The 17,494-nt window shown below is 70.0% G+C and carries 19 protein-coding genes and 1 riboswitch; of the genes, 12 read left to right on the top strand and 7 right to left on the bottom strand.

Annotated elements, in window-relative coordinates:
* Nucleotides 1–127: 127 nt before the first annotated feature.
* Nucleotides 128–460: a hypothetical protein gene (locus B4U46_RS28430; protein WP_123995247.1), complete on the bottom strand. Its 333-nt coding sequence runs from the start codon at nt 458–460 to the stop codon at nt 128–130.
* Nucleotides 461–568: 108 nt separating this feature from the next.
* A complete protein-coding gene (locus B4U46_RS28425; protein WP_237293151.1) occupies nt 569–1,447 on the bottom strand; it encodes a helix-turn-helix transcriptional regulator in 879 nt (292 codons plus the stop codon).
* Nucleotides 1,448–2,226: 779 nt separating this feature from the next.
* Here B4U46_RS28425 and B4U46_RS28420 point away from each other — a divergent pair.
* From B4U46_RS28420 to B4U46_RS28405, 4 genes are all read left to right on the top strand, one after another.
* Nucleotides 2,227–2,655: an Hsp20/alpha crystallin family protein gene (locus B4U46_RS28420; RefSeq protein WP_079430512.1), complete on the top strand. Its 429-nt coding sequence runs from the start codon at nt 2,227–2,229 to the stop codon at nt 2,653–2,655.
* Between the two features lie 110 nt (nt 2,656–2,765).
* Nucleotides 2,766–3,101: an STAS domain-containing protein gene (locus B4U46_RS28415; protein ID WP_079430511.1), complete on the top strand. Its 336-nt coding sequence runs from the start codon at nt 2,766–2,768 to the stop codon at nt 3,099–3,101.
* Nucleotides 3,102–3,138: 37 nt separating this feature from the next.
* The gene (gene dnaK, locus B4U46_RS28410; protein WP_079430510.1) at nt 3,139–5,016 is read left to right on the top strand and encodes a molecular chaperone DnaK; all 1,878 of its coding nucleotides are present in this window, start codon (nt 3,139–3,141) and stop codon (nt 5,014–5,016) included.
* A gap of 162 nt (nt 5,017–5,178) precedes the next feature.
* Nucleotides 5,179–5,571 carry a J domain-containing protein gene (locus tag B4U46_RS28405; protein WP_079430509.1) on the top strand — a complete coding sequence of 131 codons (393 nt, stop codon included), beginning with the start codon at nt 5,179–5,181 and terminating at the stop codon, nt 5,569–5,571.
* A gap of 37 nt (nt 5,572–5,608) precedes the next feature.
* On the opposite strand, the gene B4U46_RS28400 is transcribed toward B4U46_RS28405, so the two are convergent.
* Nucleotides 5,609–6,610, bottom strand: a complete 1,002-nt coding sequence (locus B4U46_RS28400; protein ID WP_079430508.1) for a zinc-dependent alcohol dehydrogenase family protein — start codon at nt 6,608–6,610, stop codon at nt 5,609–5,611.
* A 128-nt stretch (nt 6,611–6,738) separates the two neighbouring features.
* On the opposite strand from B4U46_RS28400, the gene B4U46_RS28395 reads away from it, so the two are divergent.
* The 7 genes from B4U46_RS28395 to B4U46_RS28365 all read left to right on the top strand — a co-directional run bounded on the left by B4U46_RS28395 (nt 6,739) and on the right by B4U46_RS28365 (nt 12,178).
* A complete protein-coding gene (locus B4U46_RS28395) occupies nt 6,739–7,056 on the top strand; it encodes a hypothetical protein (RefSeq protein WP_079430506.1) in 318 nt (105 codons plus the stop codon).
* A 190-nt stretch (nt 7,057–7,246) separates the two neighbouring features.
* Nucleotides 7,247–7,699, top strand: a complete 453-nt coding sequence (locus tag B4U46_RS28390; RefSeq protein WP_079430504.1) for a YbhB/YbcL family Raf kinase inhibitor-like protein — start codon at nt 7,247–7,249, stop codon at nt 7,697–7,699.
* A gap of 189 nt (nt 7,700–7,888) precedes the next feature.
* On the top strand, nt 7,889–8,296 hold the full coding sequence (locus tag B4U46_RS28385; protein ID WP_199848287.1) for a YidB family protein: 408 nt from the start codon (nt 7,889–7,891) through the stop codon (nt 8,294–8,296).
* A 205-nt stretch (nt 8,297–8,501) separates the two neighbouring features.
* A complete protein-coding gene (locus B4U46_RS28380; RefSeq protein ID WP_079430502.1) occupies nt 8,502–8,798 on the top strand; it encodes a putative quinol monooxygenase in 297 nt (98 codons plus the stop codon).
* 160 nt (nt 8,799–8,958) lie between these two features.
* A riboswitch (TPP riboswitch) is annotated at nt 8,959–9,131 on the top strand.
* A gap of 506 nt (nt 9,132–9,637) precedes the next feature.
* Nucleotides 9,638–10,219, top strand: coding sequence for an Hsp20/alpha crystallin family protein (locus B4U46_RS28375; RefSeq protein WP_208949821.1), 582 nt, complete (start codon nt 9,638–9,640; stop codon nt 10,217–10,219).
* Nucleotides 10,220–10,289: 70 nt separating this feature from the next.
* Nucleotides 10,290–10,646, top strand: a complete 357-nt coding sequence (locus B4U46_RS28370) for a DUF5335 family protein (protein WP_079430501.1) — start codon at nt 10,290–10,292, stop codon at nt 10,644–10,646.
* Nucleotides 10,647–10,750: 104 nt separating this feature from the next.
* Complete coding sequence (locus B4U46_RS28365; RefSeq protein ID WP_079430499.1) at nt 10,751–12,178, top strand: lipase maturation factor family protein; 1,428 nt, start codon at nt 10,751–10,753, stop codon at nt 12,176–12,178.
* Nucleotides 12,179–12,505: 327 nt separating this feature from the next.
* On the opposite strand, the gene B4U46_RS28360 is transcribed toward B4U46_RS28365, so the two are convergent.
* From B4U46_RS28360 to B4U46_RS28350, 3 genes are all read right to left on the bottom strand, one after another.
* The gene (locus tag B4U46_RS28360) at nt 12,506–13,030 is read right to left on the bottom strand and encodes an O-acetyl-ADP-ribose deacetylase (RefSeq protein WP_079430498.1); all 525 of its coding nucleotides are present in this window, start codon (nt 13,028–13,030) and stop codon (nt 12,506–12,508) included.
* Nucleotides 13,030–14,448 (bottom strand): phytoene desaturase family protein, encoded by a 1,419-nt coding sequence (locus B4U46_RS28355; RefSeq protein WP_079430496.1) that lies wholly within the window; start codon nt 14,446–14,448, stop codon nt 13,030–13,032. The genes B4U46_RS28360 and B4U46_RS28355 overlap by 1 nt, the downstream gene beginning before the upstream one ends.
* Nucleotides 14,449–14,510: 62 nt before the next feature.
* Complete coding sequence (locus B4U46_RS28350; RefSeq protein ID WP_079430494.1) at nt 14,511–15,338, bottom strand: inositol monophosphatase family protein; 828 nt, start codon at nt 15,336–15,338, stop codon at nt 14,511–14,513.
* Nucleotides 15,339–15,537: 199 nt separating this feature from the next.
* Here B4U46_RS28350 and B4U46_RS28345 point away from each other — a divergent pair, with 199 nt between their 5' ends.
* Nucleotides 15,538–16,596, top strand: coding sequence for a S1C family serine protease (locus B4U46_RS28345; RefSeq protein WP_237293150.1), 1,059 nt, complete (start codon nt 15,538–15,540; stop codon nt 16,594–16,596).
* 15 nt (nt 16,597–16,611) lie between these two features.
* On the opposite strand, the gene B4U46_RS28340 is transcribed toward B4U46_RS28345, so the two are convergent.
* Nucleotides 16,612–17,442: an alpha/beta hydrolase gene (locus B4U46_RS28340; protein ID WP_107438331.1), complete on the bottom strand. Its 831-nt coding sequence runs from the start codon at nt 17,440–17,442 to the stop codon at nt 16,612–16,614.
* Nucleotides 17,443–17,494 lie beyond the last annotated feature (52 nt).

Genomic DNA, 17,494 nt, shown 5'->3' with positions numbered 1-17,494 from the left:
AGAGAAAGGCGATGAGCTGTGTAAGGGTCTGCCGCGGGGCGGTACCCCGTCTCGATTGATACTGGCCGCAGCCTCTAGCCGGTGTCGACGGTTCCGCATGGCCCATGTAGGTCATGGCATCAACAGGTCAATTCAAGCCAGTTCCATGGACGAAGGATTCCGCGGCCGCCCAGACGCCCAACAGCAGATCGGCCCCGCACGACGACATCTTCCAGTCGGCGGACCATTCACGGCCGAGCCAGGTGTCCCAAGCCGCGGCGGCCAGCCGTTCGGCGGCTCGGAGATCGGCGGCGACCACGAAGGTCATGGCCACGACCTGCGAGGACAGCGGGACCAGGCTCACATGGGCGATACCCGGCTGGGGGTCGACGAGGATCCGTTCCCCGATGTCGGCGCTGCCGCGCGCGCCGGTGGTCCGGGCTCCGTACGGCGATTGCAGTAATACCTTGATCGCATACACCGGCACACCATAGTCATCCTTTGAGCACATCAAAGGAGAACTGATCCGGCCACCTCGTGCCATGGCATAAGGAGGCCACGGCCGGCGAAATCGAAAGGGACGGCCGGGTCAGATCCACCCGCGCCGCGTGGCCTGTACGCCGGCCTGGAATCGGCTTTCGGCGTTCAGCGTCTTGAGCAGGTCGGCCATCAGACGGCGGACCGTACGGATCGACACCCCGAGCTTGCGCGCGATCACTTCGTCGGTGTGGCCGTCCTCGAGCATCCTGAGCAGCGCCAGTTCGCGCTCGCTGGGCCCGTCACAGGGGAGGGAGGAGGGCTCGCCCAGCGGGGTGGCACGCTCCCACGTCAGGTCGAAGAGCTGGTTGAGCGCGGTGACGATGCTGGTGAGCCGGATGACGAACGCCCCCTGCTCGCTCGCGTCGGGCTTCACCGGCAGTACGGCCACGGAACGGTCGCAGATGATGAGGCGCATGGGCAGCGAGGGCATGGTCCGCGTCTGGCCCCCCTGCTGGGCGAACCAGGTGGCGTACTCGACCGTCGCAGGGTCCTTGCGCACCGTCTCCAGGTAGACGGTCTGCATCCGCACGCCCCGCGTCAGGTTCTGCACGTCGAGGGGGCGCGACGCGTCCAGCGCCGCCTGGCTGAGCGCCGGGCCCGGCATGAACGCCCGCACCTCGGAGACGGCACCCTGGGCCAGCTGCGTGAGACGGGAGCGGACCGCCTCCACGCCCACGAGACGCTCGACGCCCGCCACGTCGTTCTGCACCCGCCGCGCGGTGTACTCCGACGTCAGGGCCGCCAGCATCGCCCGGTCCCGGGAGAGCCTGGCCCGGTGTTCGTCCAGTTCGGCTTCCATGACCTGGAGCAGGGGAAGGAGCCCGAGCTCGGGGCTGGCCGGGACGAGCGGTTCGGTTCCGGAGGCGGAGCGCAGCAGCGAGAACTCGGTCAGACGGTCCAGCGTCTCCCGGACCTCCGCTTCCCCCATGCCCAAATTCTGTGCAATGTCCCGCATATCCCAGTCGGGGTGGACGAGAAGCGCCCGATAAACGTCACGGTCACGATTCTCAAGGCCGATGCTCTCCAGCACTTACCTCTCCCCCTGTGGTCGTTCCGCAGCGGGAGCGCACGTCCTCCCCGAAGCGCGACCACAGCATACCCGCCCGTATGTGCAGGTCAACACGGGTAGAGGGGCGCCGGGAGTTCACCTCAGCCGCCGCGATGGATTCATTTCGTCCGCCCTCCGGCCATTCACGGCTATTCATTCCGGTCGGGGGAATTCACCCCTTGTCAAGAAGTACCGACCACCTCGGCGAACACCTGGTACGCCCCGCCTGCAGAGCTTCGGCGCGAGCTGCGGCCCGCCGGGTGGAAGCGCAACGGCGTTGGCCAAAGCGGCGTTCGAGCGCTGATGGTCCGCTGGAGCATGGGAACCGCCGCCGCACGCCGCGCCTACCGCGCCCGGGCAGCCCGCCCGCACCCGGACCTCGCCCCACACCGGAGGCCACGATGCCCCCCGCGCGCCCCCAGGACCCGCCGCCCGATGGCCGCGGCTGCCGGACTACGCCTGCGGCACCGGAGGATGGTCTGGCGTGCCCTTCAAAGACTCCAGCAGCTACCACGTCTCCGTATACGAGCTGCCGACATCGTGATCGCTCGGCCCGGGCCGGCCTCCTTGAGTCGACTCTTGTCAAGTTTATTGCAGCGCGCTATATAGATGGTGTCGCCATGCGCATCTGTGACGAGTCGGGAGAGGAGTGAACGACGATGCTCATGCGGACTGATCCTTTCCTTGAACTGGACCGGCTCACCCAGCAGGTCCTGGGAACCGGGGCCCGGCCGGCGGCCATGCCCATGGATGCCTTCCGCGAGGGTGACGCCTTCGTCGTCGAGGTGGACCTGCCCGGCATGGACCCCGGGTCCATCGATCTGGCTGTCGACCAGGACGTGCTCACCATCAGGGCTGAGCGGCGGACCACCGCCTCCGGAGACGGCAGCGACGTGCTGATCACGGAGCGCCCTTCCGGCACCTTCAGCCGCCGGCTGTTCCTCGGTGAGACGCTGGACACCGAACGGATCGAGGCCTCCTACGAGGGCGGCGTCCTGCGGCTGAGCATTCCGGTCGCGGAGAAGGCGAAGCCCCGGAAGATCGAGATCCGGGCCGCAGACGGCTCACGCGGGGAGATCAACGCCTGACGGACGCGCGGCAGGAATGCGGAGGGCGGCCCGGCCTTCCCCCCGGGCTGCCCTCCCTCCTCGGTCCCGCGGCTGCCACGTCAGCCGGTGGAGGAAGAGAGGTACGCGTCATGTCCGAAACACCACCTCTCGCGGCCACGGTCAGGCAGCGCGCCGACGGGCACCTCAAGGTCGCCCTGTCGGGAGAGATCGACATCCTGAGCGCGCCGCAGCTCCGGGTGACCCTGGATGAGGCATTGTCCGATGGCGTGCGGACGGTGGAGGTCGACCTTAGCGGAGTCGAGTTCTGCGACTGCTACGGACTCGGGGTCCTGCTGGAAGCCCGGCGCCGGGCCTCTGAAAGGGGCACCGTTCTGCGCTTGGCGGGCGTCACCTCACCCCTGGTGCGGCGTCTCCTGCACCAGACCGGTACAGCCGCGGCCCTGCTGGGGACGTCGGCGCATTGACAAGCCGAAAGGTTCACAGATCCGAGAGGAGCCGATGATGGCACGCGCAGTCGGGATCGACCTGGGCACGACCAACTCCGTCGTTGCGGTCCTGGAGGGCGGCGAGCCCACGGTCATCACCAACACCGAAGGAAACAGGACCACCCCCTCCGTGGTGGCCTTCGGCAAGGGGGGAGAGGTTCTGGTCGGAGAGATCGCCAAGCGGCAGGCAGTGACGAACGTCGACCGCACCGCGCGGTCCGTGAAGCGCCACATCGGCGAGGCGGGCTGGCGTTTTCCCGAATCCGGTGACGTCGAGGGCAAGCGGTACACCGCACAGGAGATCTCGGCACGCGTCCTGCAGAAGCTGAAGCGGGACGCGGAGGCCTATCTCGGCGAGGAGGTCACGGACGCCGTGATCACCGTTCCGGCGTACTTCAACGACTCGCAGCGCACCGCGACGAAGGAGGCCGGTGAGATCGCGGGGCTGAAGGTGCTGAGGATCATCAACGAGCCGACGTCCGCCGCTCTCGCTTACGGTCTGGACAAGGAGAACGACCAGACGATCCTCGTCTTCGACCTGGGCGGCGGCACCTTCGACGTGTCGCTGCTGGAGATCGGCGAGGGGCTGGTGGAGGTCAAGTCCACCAACGGTGACACCCACCTCGGCGGAGACGACTGGGACCAGAAGATCGTCGACCATCTGGTGAAGCAGTTCCAGAACGGCTACGGCATCGACCTGTCCCAGGACAAGATGGCGCTCCAGCGTCTGCGCGAGGCCGCCGAGAAGGCGAAGATCGAACTTTCCGCCGCGACGGAGACGACGATCAACCTGCCCTACATCTCCGCGTCCGCCCAGGGCCCGCTGCACCTGGACGAGAAGCTCACCCGCTCGCAGTTCGAGCAGCTGACCACAGACCTCCTGGAACGCTGCAAGGCGCCCTTCCACAACGCGGTCAAGGACGCGAAGATCAAGGTCTCGGACATCGACCACGTCATCCTGGTCGGCGGCTCCACCCGCATGCCGGCCGTGACGGAGCTGGTCAAGGAGCTGACCGGGAAGGATCCGCACAAGGGCGTCAACCCGGACGAGGTCGTCGCCATCGGCGCCACCCTCCAGGCCGGTGTGCTCAAGGGTGAGGTCAAGGACGTCCTGCTCCTCGACGTGACCCCGCTGTCCCTCGGCATCGAGACCAAGGGCGGCATCATGACCAAGCTCATCGAGCGCAACACGACCATCCCCACCAAGCGGTCGGAGATCTTCACGACGGCCGAGGACAACCAGCCGTCCGTGCAGATCCAGGTCTACCAGGGCGAGCGCGAGATCGCGGCGTACAACAAGAAGCTCGGCATGTTCGAGCTGACGGGTCTGCCGCCGGCCCCGCGCGGCGTCCCGCAGATCGAGGTCTCCTTCGACATCGACGCGAACGGCATCATGCACGTCACGGCCAAGGACCTCGGCACGGGCAAGGAGCAGAAGATGACCGTCACCGGCGGCTCCTCGCTGCCCCGCCAGGACATCGACCGCATGATCCGCGAGGCCGAGCAGCACGCCGAGGAAGACCGCCGCCGCAAGGAGGAGGCCGAGACCCGCAACAGCGCCGAACAGCTCGTATACCAGACCGAGAGGCTGCTGCGTGACAACGAGTCCAAGATCCCGGCCGACCTCAAGACCGAGACGGAAACCGCCATCGCGGACCTCAAGGAGAAGCTCAAGGGCCAGGACACGACAGCCATCCGCACGGCGACGGAGCACGCCGGCGCCGTCGCCCAGAAGATCGGCACCGCCCTCTACGACACGCAACGAGCCGCCGCAGGCGGTGACGGTCCGACATCCGACACCGGGCCGTCCGGCACGGAGGAAGAAGTCGTCGACGCGGAGATCGTCGACGACGAGAGCCCGAAGGGAGACGCGCGAGGAGCGGGTGCAGCGTGACCGTCTCGCGATACGGGAAACCGCGGTCGCCAACGACCCGGCTACCGCGTCGGACAGCGGGCCTTCTCGGCCAGTCGAAGAGCCCGCCAGGGTTACGTTGACAACATTTCCGACGCGCCTTATCACGGATGGGAGAGACCGGTCATTCCGGAGGTGAGGAAGATGGGCGCCTCGCGGCCGCCGCGCGACCATTACACCGTCCTCGGACTCCACGCGGAGGCGTCCCCGGAGCAGATCACAAGCGCCTACCGCGCACTGATCCGCGCCCTGCACCCGGACGCCCGTCCGAGCGGGCCGACGGCTGCTGCGCAACTGGCCGAGGTCATCGACGCCTACCAAACCCTGCACGATCCACTGCGACGGTCCGCCTACGACGCCGAACGCCGCCAAGAGCCGCAGGCCGCCAGTCATCCGGTACGCATACCGGTGCGGGTGAGGTACACGGCAGACACTGCAGAGCAGCCGGCCCCTCATTGGGTTGTATACCGGGCTGCCTCCCAGCCGTATGAAGACCCACTCGACCGGATCATGGCCTGGCTGCTTTACGGCATATAGCCACCGCAACAGCACAGCAGCCCGGTGGACTCCCCGTTCACGTCCCCACGGGCATCCGCAGCACTGCCGCCCCTCGGACCCTGCCGGCTGCGAGGTCGTCCAGGGCTGTGTCGGCCTGGGCGAAGTCGTACGCGGTGACCGTGGCGCGGAGGCGGTGTTCGGCGGCCGCCACGAGGAAGGCGCGCCCGTCCTCGCGGGTGTTGGCCGTGACGCTGCGGACGGTGCGCTCGCGGAAGAGGTGGCGCTGGTAGTCCAGCGGGGGGATGTCGGAGAGGTGGATCCCCGCGATGCTCAGCGTTCCGCCGCTGTCCAGGGCCTCCAGGGCCACGGGGACGAGGGCGCCGTCGGGGGCGAAGAGGATCGCGGCGTCCAGCGGCTCCGGCGGTCCCGTGCCGGCGTCGCCTGCCGAGGCTGCGCCGAGCTCCCGGGCGAGGGCCTGGGCGGCGGGGGAGCGGGTGAGTACGTGGACGACGGCGCCCTGCGCGACGGCGAGCTGCGCCGTGAGGTGGGCGGAGGCGCCGAACCCGTAGATGCCGAGGCGACCGCGTTCGGGCAGGTCAGTCAGGCGCAGGGCCCGATAGCCGATGATCCCCGCGCACAGCAGCGGGGCCAGGTCCTCGGCGCGGTAGCCGGCCGGCAGCTCGTACGCGTAGCGCGCGGGCACGGTGGCGTACTCGGCGTAGCCGCCGTGCGCGTCCCAGCCGGTGTAGCGGGACGCAGGGCACAGGTTCTCCCGGCCCCGCGTGCAGAACCGGCACGCACCGCACGTGCTGCGCAGCCACGGGATGCCGACCCGGGTGCCGAGCTGTGGTCCGGTGACCCCGCTGCCGGTCGCGACGACCTCGCCGACGGCCTCGTGGCCGGGTACGACCCGATCCCGGTGGGGCGGCAGGTCGCCGTCGCGGACGTGCAGATCGGTCCGGCACACACCGCACGCGTGCACCCGGACCAGCAGTTCCCCGGGCGCCGGAGCGGGTACGGGAAGCTCGGCGCACTCGACCGTCCCCGGGCGGGCGGCGGGTGCCACCCAGGCCCGCATCGTCGTCGGAATTCGGGCATCCACTTCGGCCCTCCTCCGCTCCGCCGTCGGCTTCGGATGCTCCCATCCTTGAAGCCGAGCGCGCCGCGCGCATGCCGACGCGGCCATTGCCGGGGCATCCTCGGAACATGACCGCGAACGAGATCAAGCTCAAGGCCATCGCCGCCCTGACGGGTCTGCGTGCCGGCGTCGACGAGAGCCTGGTCTCGGATCTGCTGGGCGAGGTCATTCCCGACCAGTTCACGGTTCCCGCCGACGCGACCACCGAAGAGATCGGCCAGGCGATGCTGAGCCAGCTGTCCGAACCGCTGAGCGCCCTGGTCAGCGGCTTCATCACCGCCTTCGACGCGGTCGCGGACGCCTACGAGGAGACGGGCGCCGAGCCGCACACCGAAGGCATCCTCCAGGAAGTGGCACTCCGGCTGGCCGGCAACGATCTGGAATGAGGCGCCGGCGCAGCTCCTGGGCGCTGCTGGCCGCAGCTGCGGTGTCGGGGCGGCTTCCTCGGCGGGTCCACTGTTCAGGCGCGCCACCGCCTCGCCCTCGCACCGGCGGAGGCCGTTCGGGTATCCGCCGAGCGGGGTGTTTGTGGTGCGGACCGGTGGCGGTGCCGCAGTTGCGGGTAAGGCGGCGCGTGTGAGCGGAATTGAACTCAGCAGTACCGCGTTCGACCACAATGCGGTGATCCCCCGTCGGTACAGCGGGGAGGGCGAGAACATCTCGCCGCCCCTGACCTGGTCGGGGGTGCCCCACGAGGCCACGGAGCTGGTGCTCCTGTGTGAGGATCCGGACGCACCGGGGCGGACATTCCTGCACTGGCTGGTGACCGGCATCGATCCGGGGACCACCGGGGTGGTGGAGGGGCAGAAGCCGGTGGGCGGCCTGCCGTGGCCCAACGGGTTCGGGCGCGTGGGCTGGGGCGGGCCGATGCCGCCACCGGGGCACGGGCCGCACCGCTACTTCTTCCGCCTGTACGCCTTGTCCGAGCCACTGTCGCTGCACGACCGTCCGGATGCGGAGGACGTGCACCGCGCCCTGAAGGGCAGAGAGCTGGCCTCCGGCACCCTCGTCGGGACCTATCAACGCTGAGCGCGTCAGCCGGTGATCCGGCCGGCGGAGCCCGTCGGCGTCGGGGCCGGGCGGCCGCAGTGGGGTGCCCACCGCCCGGCGGGGCGTCGTACGGGTGAACGCGCTGGGGCGGCGGGCCCGGGGAGCCGGTGTGGTGGGGGGCGGCTCGTATAACGGGGTGGATGCCAGCACGCGAGGAAGGTGACGGGGATGGGCAATGACCTGGGAAGTCTGCTCGGCGGAATGCTCGGAGGCGAGCAGGGCGGCAAGGGCGGTGCGCTGCTGGGGGCGCTGCTGAGCTCGCTCGGCGGGGCCGGCACGCACGGCGGGGGCAGCAACCCGCTGGGCGCACTGCTGGACACCCTGAAGGAGGGCGGGCTCGGCGCACAGACCGACTCGTGGATCGGCAGGGGCCGCAACCAGGCGGTCAGCGGCCCCGAGGTCGCGCAGGCGCTCCCGTACCAGGCGCTGGACCACGTGGCCCAGCAGGCGGGCGTTTCTCCCGAGGAAGCCGCGGACCAGCTCGCCCAGACCCTGCCCCAGGCCGTCGACAGGCTCACCCCCGACGGCTCCGTGCCCGAGGGCTCGCTGGAGGACCTGATCCGCGAGCAGCTCTGACGGGCCGGACCGGTCGTCACGCCTCGGCGCCGCGTGCCGCAGTGCGGCCAGTGAGCGGCCCGCCGAGGGCCCCTCCGAGGACTGCGGCCTACGCCACTGGGGGCGGGAACGACAGGCGGGGACGGCGCCCAGGCGGAAGGGGCCCCATGGACCTACGGTGGTCGAACAGGGGGAGGGTCGATTTGCTCTCGTGAGGAGGCCGGAAATGGAGGAGCGTTTCGTCTGGGTGACAACGCGCCGCATCGAGCCGGGCAAGCTGGAGGAGTTCGAGCGTGCGTGGCGCCCCGGTACCCTCCCGGACGGCCTGCGGCACGCGTACGCGTACTGGTCCGAGGACGGGCAGGAGATCACCGGCGTGTCTCTCTGGGACTCCAGGCAAGCGTGTGACGCGTGGCGGTCCTCGGACGCGGAGAAACGGCGGCGTGAGGTCATGGCCCCGTACGTCGTCGAGGAGCGGGAAGGCTTCTACCGCGGAGGCGAACTCACCCTTCCCGCACGGTAACCAGGGCCTGCGCCGACGGCCGGCCGGGGAGGGATCCCTCCGGGCCACGGTGTGCCGGCCGCACCGCCGCGCGGGCAAGAAGCACCGGCTTCGACGGGGAGAAATTTCACAAATCGGATGTTTCCCTCCCTGGCTGCGGGGTAAGCGAAAAGTAGGCCTATGAAGCGAGCGAGGGAGCTCGACCGGAGTAGCCGACTTTGGCGGAAGGGAATGATGTCCGCCGGGGCCGACAGCGGCTGTCGGGCTGAGAGGCCGGAGGGTGTGGTGACCCGAAGGCGACCCCCAGCACCTGATCCGGGCAATGCCGGCGCAGGGAGCCCGTTTCATAGGTCGTCTGCGTGCCCGGGCGGCGGCGGGCGGTTCAGCTGCCGGGAAATTCGTCCGCTTGGCCTCCTTCGATGCCGTAGACCTTGGTCCACGTACTGCCGCACCGGCAGCGGTACGTCTCGACCAGTTCACCGGCTGCTGATACGTCCATGCCGTCCGGCCGGCGGATGTGCACGTGTTCGCCCATGGCGGGACCGCTTTTCTGTGGAGGGCCAGGTCGGCTCAGTGTGTGCGGCCGCATGCCTCGCCGCAACGCCCTGTCCGATAGCCGGACAGGCGGAGTGCCGTGCCGCAGGGCCCATGAGCCGCAGGCCTGGGCTCCGAGCGGCGGTCGGCTCGCCTTGCCCGTGTCGCTCGTACGTCAGCGTGTCGGGGGCGAGGCCTGCCGCTCGGCCCTCGACGAACGATGCCGGGTGCGGCGTGCCGACAGGTTTAGGCGCTGGTGGCGGGGTAGCCGCCCCATAAACCGGACGGCGTGCCGGTTTAGTTGAACATGCATGGAGGTGGTTGTGATGGCCCCGATCATGCGACGCCGCGGTGGTCTTCCCGCCCTGGCGGCAGCGGGTATGGACCCGTTCCGACAGTTCGAAAGCATGTGGGACGACATGGGCCGGCTTCTGGAGGGGGCTGCCCTTCCGACTGCGACCGGCGGGGCGTGGCTGCCGATGGCCGAAGAGGAGGAGACCGACGACTCGTACATCGTGAAGGCGGAACTGCCCGGCTACCCGCCCGAAAACATCAACATCGAAGTCGAGGGCGATGAGCTCGTCATCAGCGGTGAACTGTCCGAGGAGCACCAGGGCAAGGTGCTCACCCGAAGGACCGGGAAGTTCATGTACCGCACCAGCCTGCCGGCAGGCGCGGACAGCGAGCACTGCGACGCTGACCTGGACAACGGCGTTCTCACCGTGACCGTCCCGAAGATGCAGCAGCAACAGCGCCGCAAGATCGAGATCGGCAAGCGGCAGGCCGTCGAAGGCCCAGCCGCAGAAGCGGGCGGCGGCCCGCAGAGCGCCGTCTCATCCGGCGCCGGAGGACAGAGCGCCGAAGGACAGACCAGCGAAGGAGAGAGCCGCGGCGAACCCGGCACGTGAACGTGCCGGGGCGGAGAAGCCTCAACGGGCGTTGCTCGTGCCGCGGCGTCCCGAGGAAGGAAACGACACCATGGCCGCCCCAACGCTCGACCGCAGTGCATGGAGGACCACGCTCGACGAGGTCACCGCTGCCCGTGCAGGGCAGCTCGTCACCATCGAAGTGCTGGACCCTTCGATCGGGCATCAGTACGAGGCCGAGCGGCTGCCCTTCTCCTACGTGGCCTACGACCCGAAGGACGACGTGGTCGTCGTCGGCGTGGGCGGTCAGGCGCCGCCCCACCCCGTCGTACTTCGGCACATGGTGCCTCGCCCCCAAGAGATCGACGTATCGACCGAGAACGTCCCGGAGGCAGCCGTCCAGGTCGTGGATCCCGAGGGCACCGCCACTTTGATCACCTTCTTCCCGTCCGAGCCCGGTGAATCCTGACGCTCACGCAGTCACGGCCACGCGTCACGGCCACGCCCGGTCATGCCGGGTGTGGCCGCCGGGCATGCGCGGCGTCCTCCTCGACCTCGGCGTAGGAGATTGCCGTGGAGTGGTTCGCGGACACCGACTACTGGCTGGGCCGACTGGTGTTCCAGCGAGGTCTGGCCCTCCTCTACCTCGTGGCCTTCCTGAGCTCGATCCACCAGTACCGTGCGCTCATCGGCGAGCACGGGCTGCTTCCGGTGCCGCGCTTCCTGGCGGCCACCACGTTCCGGCGGACTCCGAGTGTGTTCCACCTCCACTACTCGGACCGGTTCTTCGCCGTGATCGCCTGGACGGGCCTGGTCCTCTCCGCCGCCTTGGCCGCGGGGGCGGCGGACCGGGTGCCCCTGTGGGCCGCCATGCTGATGTGGGGGTGCCCCTGGGTGCTGTACCTCTCCATCGTCAACGTCGGCCAGAGCTGGTACGCGTTCATGTGGGAGTCCCTGCTGCTGGAGGCGGGCTTCCTCGCCGTCTTCCTGGGCAACGCGCGCACCGCGCCCCCCGTCCTGGTGCTGTTCCTGCTGCGCTGGCTGCTGTTCCGGCTGGAGTTCGGAGCGGGACTGATCAAACTGCGCGGCGACTCCTGCTGGCGGAACCTGACCTGCCTCTACTACCACCACGAGACCCAGCCGATGCCGGGGCCGCTCAGCCGGTTCTTCCACCACCTGCCGAGGCCGCTGCACCGGGCCGAGGTGGCGGCCAACCATGTGGCGCAGCTGGTGGCACCGGTACTGCTGTTCGCGCCGCAGCCCGTCGCGAGCGCGGCCGCGGGATTCGTCGTCGTCACCCAGCTGTGGCTCGTGGCGTCCGGCAACTTCGCCTGGCTCAACTGGCTGGCCATCCTGCTCGCCCTGTCCGCCGTCGACGCAGGAGCGGCGGCGCAGGTGCTCCCCCTGCCGCGGCCTCCCGCGTTCGCGGCCACGCCGGTGTGGTTCGAGGACCTGGTGATCGCCGTCACGGCCCTGGTGGCGGTGCTCAGCTACTGGCCGGTGCGCAACATGCTCTCGCGGCACCAGCGGATGAACTTCTCGTTCAACCCCTTCCACCTGGGCAACACCTACGGGGCCTTCGGCAGCATCAGCAAGGTGCGTCTGGAGGTGGTGATCGAGGGAACCGACGAGCCCGAGATCACGGACGACACGCCCTGGAAGGAATACGGCTTCAAGGGCAAGCCGGGTGACCTTCGCCGACGGGCGCCCCAGGTGGCCCCGTACCACCTGCGGCTCGACTGGCTGATGTGGTTCGCCGCGCTGTCGCCCGCGTACGCCCGGAGCTGGCTGGCGCCGCTCCTCGTCAAGCTCCTGGACAACGATCCGTCCCTGCTCAAGCTGCTCAGGGACAACCCCTTCCCGACCGCTCCCCCCACCTTCCTGCGCGCCCGGCTCTACCGCTACCGCTTCACCAGCCGGCGCGAACGGTGTGACACCGGCGCCTGGTGGCAGCGCACGCTCGTGGCGGATTACCTCCCGCCGGTCACCAGGGCGCACTGAGCGCACTGACCGTCGCGGCACGCGGTCCGGACTGCACTTTTGCCCCATGTTGGCAACTTTGATTGCATCTCCGCCGACCCGGAAGGCGGCCACGGACTGCTCCTGGTCGCCCAGCTTGTGCGCGGTCATCGCCTCCGACGGCCTCACCCAGGCACGCCATATCGGCTTGGGCCAGCCGCACCCAAGCACGCGCACCCTCCGCCTTGAACGGGCAGGGTCACCAGCCGCAGCCCGGATGATTGCAGCAATACAAAACCGCGCCGTGCGACGCGCTTGGTCGCACTGCGCGGCTTCAGGTCATGGGGACTCAGGCAAGATGGGATCTCGTCACTCGGCCTCCGAGAGGCCGATCTGCTCAGCGAACGCCTGGTACGCCGGCTCGTCGTAGAGGACGAACCTGACCTCCTCGACGTTGGTCTCGGCGCCGAGCACGGCCTCTACCGCGATGCGAGCGGCATCTTCCATGGGCCATCCGTAGGCCCCGGTCGAGATCGCCGGGAAGGCGACTGTCCGTGCCCCCAGCTCGTCGGCAACCCTCAGTGACTCGCGGTAGCAGGATGCCAGCAGCGACGGATCGCTCCCGGAAACCTGATACACCGGGCCGACGGTGTGGATGACGTGCCCGGCCGGGAGGCGGCCCGCGGTGGTGGCGACGGCCCGGCCGGTCGGCAGGCCCTTGCCGTAATGGGAGCGGCGCAGGTCCTCGCAGGCGGCGAGGATCTCGGGGCCGCCGCGCCGGTGGATGGCGCCGTCCACGCCACCGCCTCCGAGCAGCGAGGAGTTGGCCGCGTTGACCACCGCGTCCACCTCCTGTGCGGTGATGTCGCCCTGGACGAGGGTGATCCTGGCCATCACTGTCCCTTCCGGAGGTGGCGCCAGACCGCCTTGGCGGCGTTGTGCCCGGACATGCCGTGCACACCGGGGCCGGGCGGGGTCGCCGAGGAGCAGAGGAAGACCGCCGGATGGGCGGTGGTGTACGGGGAGAGGGTGATCCGCGGCCTCAGCAGGAGCTGGAGTCCGGCGGCGGAACCGCAGGCGATGTCCCCGCCGACGTAGTTGGGGTTGCGGGCGGCCAGCTGCGGCGGGCCGGCGGTCGCGCGGGCCAGCACGAGGTCGCGGAAGCCCGGGGCGAACCGCTCCAGTTGGCGCTCGACGGCCTCGGTGAGGTCGCCTTCCCAGCCCGCCGGGACGTGCCCGTACGCCCAGAAGACGTGCTTGCCCTCCGGCGCCCGGCCGGGGTCGACCAGGCTGGGCTGGGCGGTGATCAGGAAGGGGTTGCGGGGGGCGCGGCCGCCCGAGGCCAGCTGGAGGGCGGCGTCGATGTCGCGGCTGCCGGGCCCGATCTGGACGGTGCCGGCCCGGCGGGGGGCCTCGGCGGTCCAGGGGACGGGGCCGTCCAGGGCGTAGTCGAGCTTGAAGGCGGCGGCCCCGTACCGGTAGCCGTCGTAGACCCGGCCCAGGCGGGCGATCCGGGCCAGCGCGGTCGGAGAGGTGTCGAAGACGTACGCGCGGGCCGGCGGGAGGTCGTCGAGCCGCTTGACCTCGAAGCCGGTGTGGACGGCGCCGCCGAGGTCGGCCAGGTAGCCGGCCAGGGCGTCGGAGACCGACTGCGAGCCGCCGCGCGGCAGCGGCCAGCCGCCCGCGTGCGCGGCCAGCGCGAAGACCAGGCCGACGGCGCCGGTGCCGATCCCGCTGAGCGGGGCGATGACGTGCGCGACGAGCCCGGCGAACAGGGCCCGGGCGCGGTCTTCGTGGAAGCGGCGCATCAGCCAGGTGGAGGGCGGCAGGCCGGTCAGGCCGAAGCGGGCGAGGAGGAGCGGGTCCCGGGGCAGCGCGGTGTTGGGCAGGGACATGAAGTCCCGGGCGAGGGTGTCCCAGTGGCCGAGGAACGGCTCCACCAGGCGCCGGTACGCGCCCGCGTCCCGGGGCCCGAGGGAGGCCGCGGTCTCCGCGACGGAACGGGAGAGCACGGCCGCCGTGCCGTCGTCGAAGGGATGCGCCATGGGCAGCGGGGCGTGCAGCCACTCCAGCCCGTACCGGGCCAGCGGCATCGTCTTGAACACCGGGGAGCCGACGCCCAGCGGGTGCACCGCCGAGCAGGGGTCGTGGCGGAAACCGGGGAGGGTGAGCTCCTCGGTGCGGGCCCCGCCGCCGACCGACCCGGCGGCCTCGAACACGGCCACCGAGTGGCCCCGGCGGGCCAGTTCGACGGCGGCCGTCAGGCCGTTGGGCCCCGCCCCCACCACGACTGCGTCGAGAATCGACGGCACTGAGAGCTCCTTCGTCCGGCGACGGCCACTGCCTCCAGCTTATTGCTCCCGTCCCCGCCCGCTCAGGCCGCGCCCCGCAGCAGTTCGCGCACCCGGACCGCGGTGGCCTCGTCCCGGCCCACCGCGAACGGCAGGGCGTTGTCCCGGTCGATCCGGAAGGGGACCCGCTCGACGGTGCTCTGCGCGCCGCCGGCCTCGCCGACCAGCAGCAGCCCGGCCGCGTGGTCCCAGGCGGAGGGCCAGGTGAAGGCCAGCGCGTCCATCTCGCCGCGCGCCACCCTCAGGTACTCCAGGCCTGCCGAACCGCAGGGCCGGGGCGCGATGCCGGGCACGTCCAGCCGGGAAAGGAAGCGCCGGTCCTCCTCGGAGGTGTACAGGGGGTGGGCGGTCGCCACCCGCAGGTCGGCGCCGGGCTCGGGCGAACCGCTGCGGATCCGCTCGCCGTTGGCGTACGCGCCCTGTCCGCGCACGGCGGTGGCCAGGAGGTCCAGGGCCGGGGCGTAGGTCCAGGAGGCGAGGATCTCGCCGTGCTGCGCGAGCGCGACGAGGGTGCAGAAGTGGGGGTCGCCCGCCACGAACTGCCGGGTGCCGTCGACCGGGTCGACGATCCACACGGGGGCGTCGCCCCGTAGTGCCGTGTAGACCTCCGGGTCGGCGTGCACCGCTTCCTCGCCGACGACGGCGGAGCCGGGCAGCAGCCGGGACAGCGAGGCCGTGAGGTGCTCCTCGGCCTTGCGGTCCGCGACGGTCACCAGGTCGTGCGGCCCCTTCTTCTCGTCGACCTCGTGCTGGGCGAGCTGCCGGAACCGCGGCATGATCTCGACCGCCGCCGCCTTGCGGACGGCCTCTTCCACGTCGGGCAGGCCCTGGGCCAGGAACTCATCGATCATGCCCCCATCACATCACGGCGGGCCGTCGGGACCCACCGCCCGCCCCCGACGCCTGGCGGGACACCGGGTGACGCCGAGGTGAACCCGGCCGTCCGGGCGTCGGCGAGACACCTTCCGGCGGCGGGGCTAGCCTGAAAAGAGGGGTCGTCCGTGCGTGGAGAAAGGCGGCGGGCTCATGAAGGGACGCGCCGGGACCACCGTGGCGATCGCCACGATGGCGGTACTCGCAACCAGCAGCCATGCGGTGGTGTTCGCCGACGACCTCTCCCCCAAGGAGATCTACGAACGCGCCGCACCTGCCACGGTGAAGATCACCGGCCCGAAGGGAAGCGGTAGCGGGATCATCTACGACGCCGCCAAGGGGCTCATCGTCACCAACGCCCATGTCGTGCAGGGGGAGCCCTCGTTGCGGGTCAAGGTGGAGGACCGGGCGCCCGTGAGCGCCCGTGTGCTCGGCATCGACCCCTGTGAGGACCTTGCGGTGCTGGCGTTCTCGTCCCCCCAACCGGACCTGAAGGAACTCAAGTTCGGCAAGAGCAAGGACGTCGCCTTCGCCGACAACGTGACCGCGCTCGGATATCCCGCCACGTTCGAGGAAGAGGGGACCTCGCAGAAGCCCGTCTTCACCACGGGTGCCGTACAGAATCCTGACGTGAAGGACGCCGCCCCGGACCCGTCCTTGCCGCGCTACCCTTCCACGCTGCAGCACTCCGCCACCGTCAATCCCGGCAATTCCGGTGGTCCGCTGCTCAACGGCAAGGCCGAAGTGGTCGGGATCAACACGCTCGGCAATGGGAGCGCCGGAGTGGAGGGGCAGTTCTACGCCATCAGCAGTGACCACGCCCGGCCGCTGATCGACACGCTGGCCGCGGGCGAGAAGAGAAACGATCCCGGGTGGGAGCTGTCGTACCTGCACGACCCCGCGCTGCCCGACTCCTTCGCACCGGAGGACACCCCCGCGGTCGAGAAGATACAGAAGCGGTTCCCGGACGTCGAAGGCATGATCGTCACCGAGGTGACGACCAACTCGGCCGCGCAGAAGGCGAAACTGGAGAAACTGGACGTCATCACCGAGATGAAGGACAACCCGGTGGCCTCCTACGCGGATGTCTGCGACGTGCTCCAGTCCGCCTCGCCGGGCGAGACGCTGCCGTTGACCGGCATCTACACCGAGGACTTCACCGACGAGACCGGCAAGAAGATCAAGGCGGGCGACACCTGGAACACCGACCTCGTCGTCGGCAAGGCCCGGCAGTAGCGGTCCCCCGGGGCGTCAGTCGTGGGCGGGGCCCTCGAGGTTCTTGGTGAACCACTGCAGGGCGTCCGGGATCATCTTCTTGAAGTCCGAGGTCAGATGCTTGCCGCCGGGCTGCTCGTAGTACTCCATGGCGACCGGCGGCGCCGCCTTGGCCATCCAGCTTTTGACCACACCCCTCTCGTACGCGTCCGCCCCGCCGGCCGTGACCAGCATCTTCACGTCGGCCTTGCCCTGGGCGACCAGCTGGTCGGGGCTGTTGGCCGCCTTCTCCGCCTCGTGTCCCTGCCACAGGCGCGAGTCCGGGACGAAGTAGCCGTCGATCGGCACGGCGGCCCTGTAGACGTCCGGGTACTGCAGCGCGAGCTTGGCGCTGCAGAACCCACCCGTCGAGGCGCCCATGACGCCCCAGCTGTCGCGGCCCCTGAGGGTGCGGAAATGGGCGCGGACCCAGTCCGGGATGTCCTGGGCCATCCAGGTCGCCATCTTGGGCTGGCCAGGGATGTCCGAGCAGTCCAGCGCCCTCTTCTCGTCGCTGCTGAAGTTCTGCACCGGCATGACCATGATGAACGGATGGGCCTTGCCCGCCTTGGCCAGCCGCACGTCCTCCTCCTGGATCGGCAGCTCGCTGCCGGCCCAGGTGTTGTAGCCGTTGCTCTGGCCGCCCGCGTACAGGGTCAGCACCGGGAAGCCGGTCCTGGCGTACGCGGGGTCGTTGTACTCGGGAGGAAGCCAGACCCACACCTGGCCGGTCACGCCGGACTTCGGGCCGGACAGCCTGGTCACCATGATCGGGCCGACGGCGGTGTCCCGGGCCTTGGCCATGCTCACGGCCGGGCCGGTCGGCATCCGCACCCTCCCTTCGGCCGAGGGGGAAGGCGCGGCCGTTGCGGCGTGACTG

This window comes from Streptomyces katrae (assembly GCF_002028425.1).
In the GTDB taxonomy this organism is placed as follows: Bacteria; Actinomycetota; Actinomycetes; order Streptomycetales; family Streptomycetaceae; genus Streptomyces; species Streptomyces katrae_A.
Note: the sequence above shows the minus strand (reverse complement) of the source record. Positions and strands in the feature narration are given on the sequence as shown.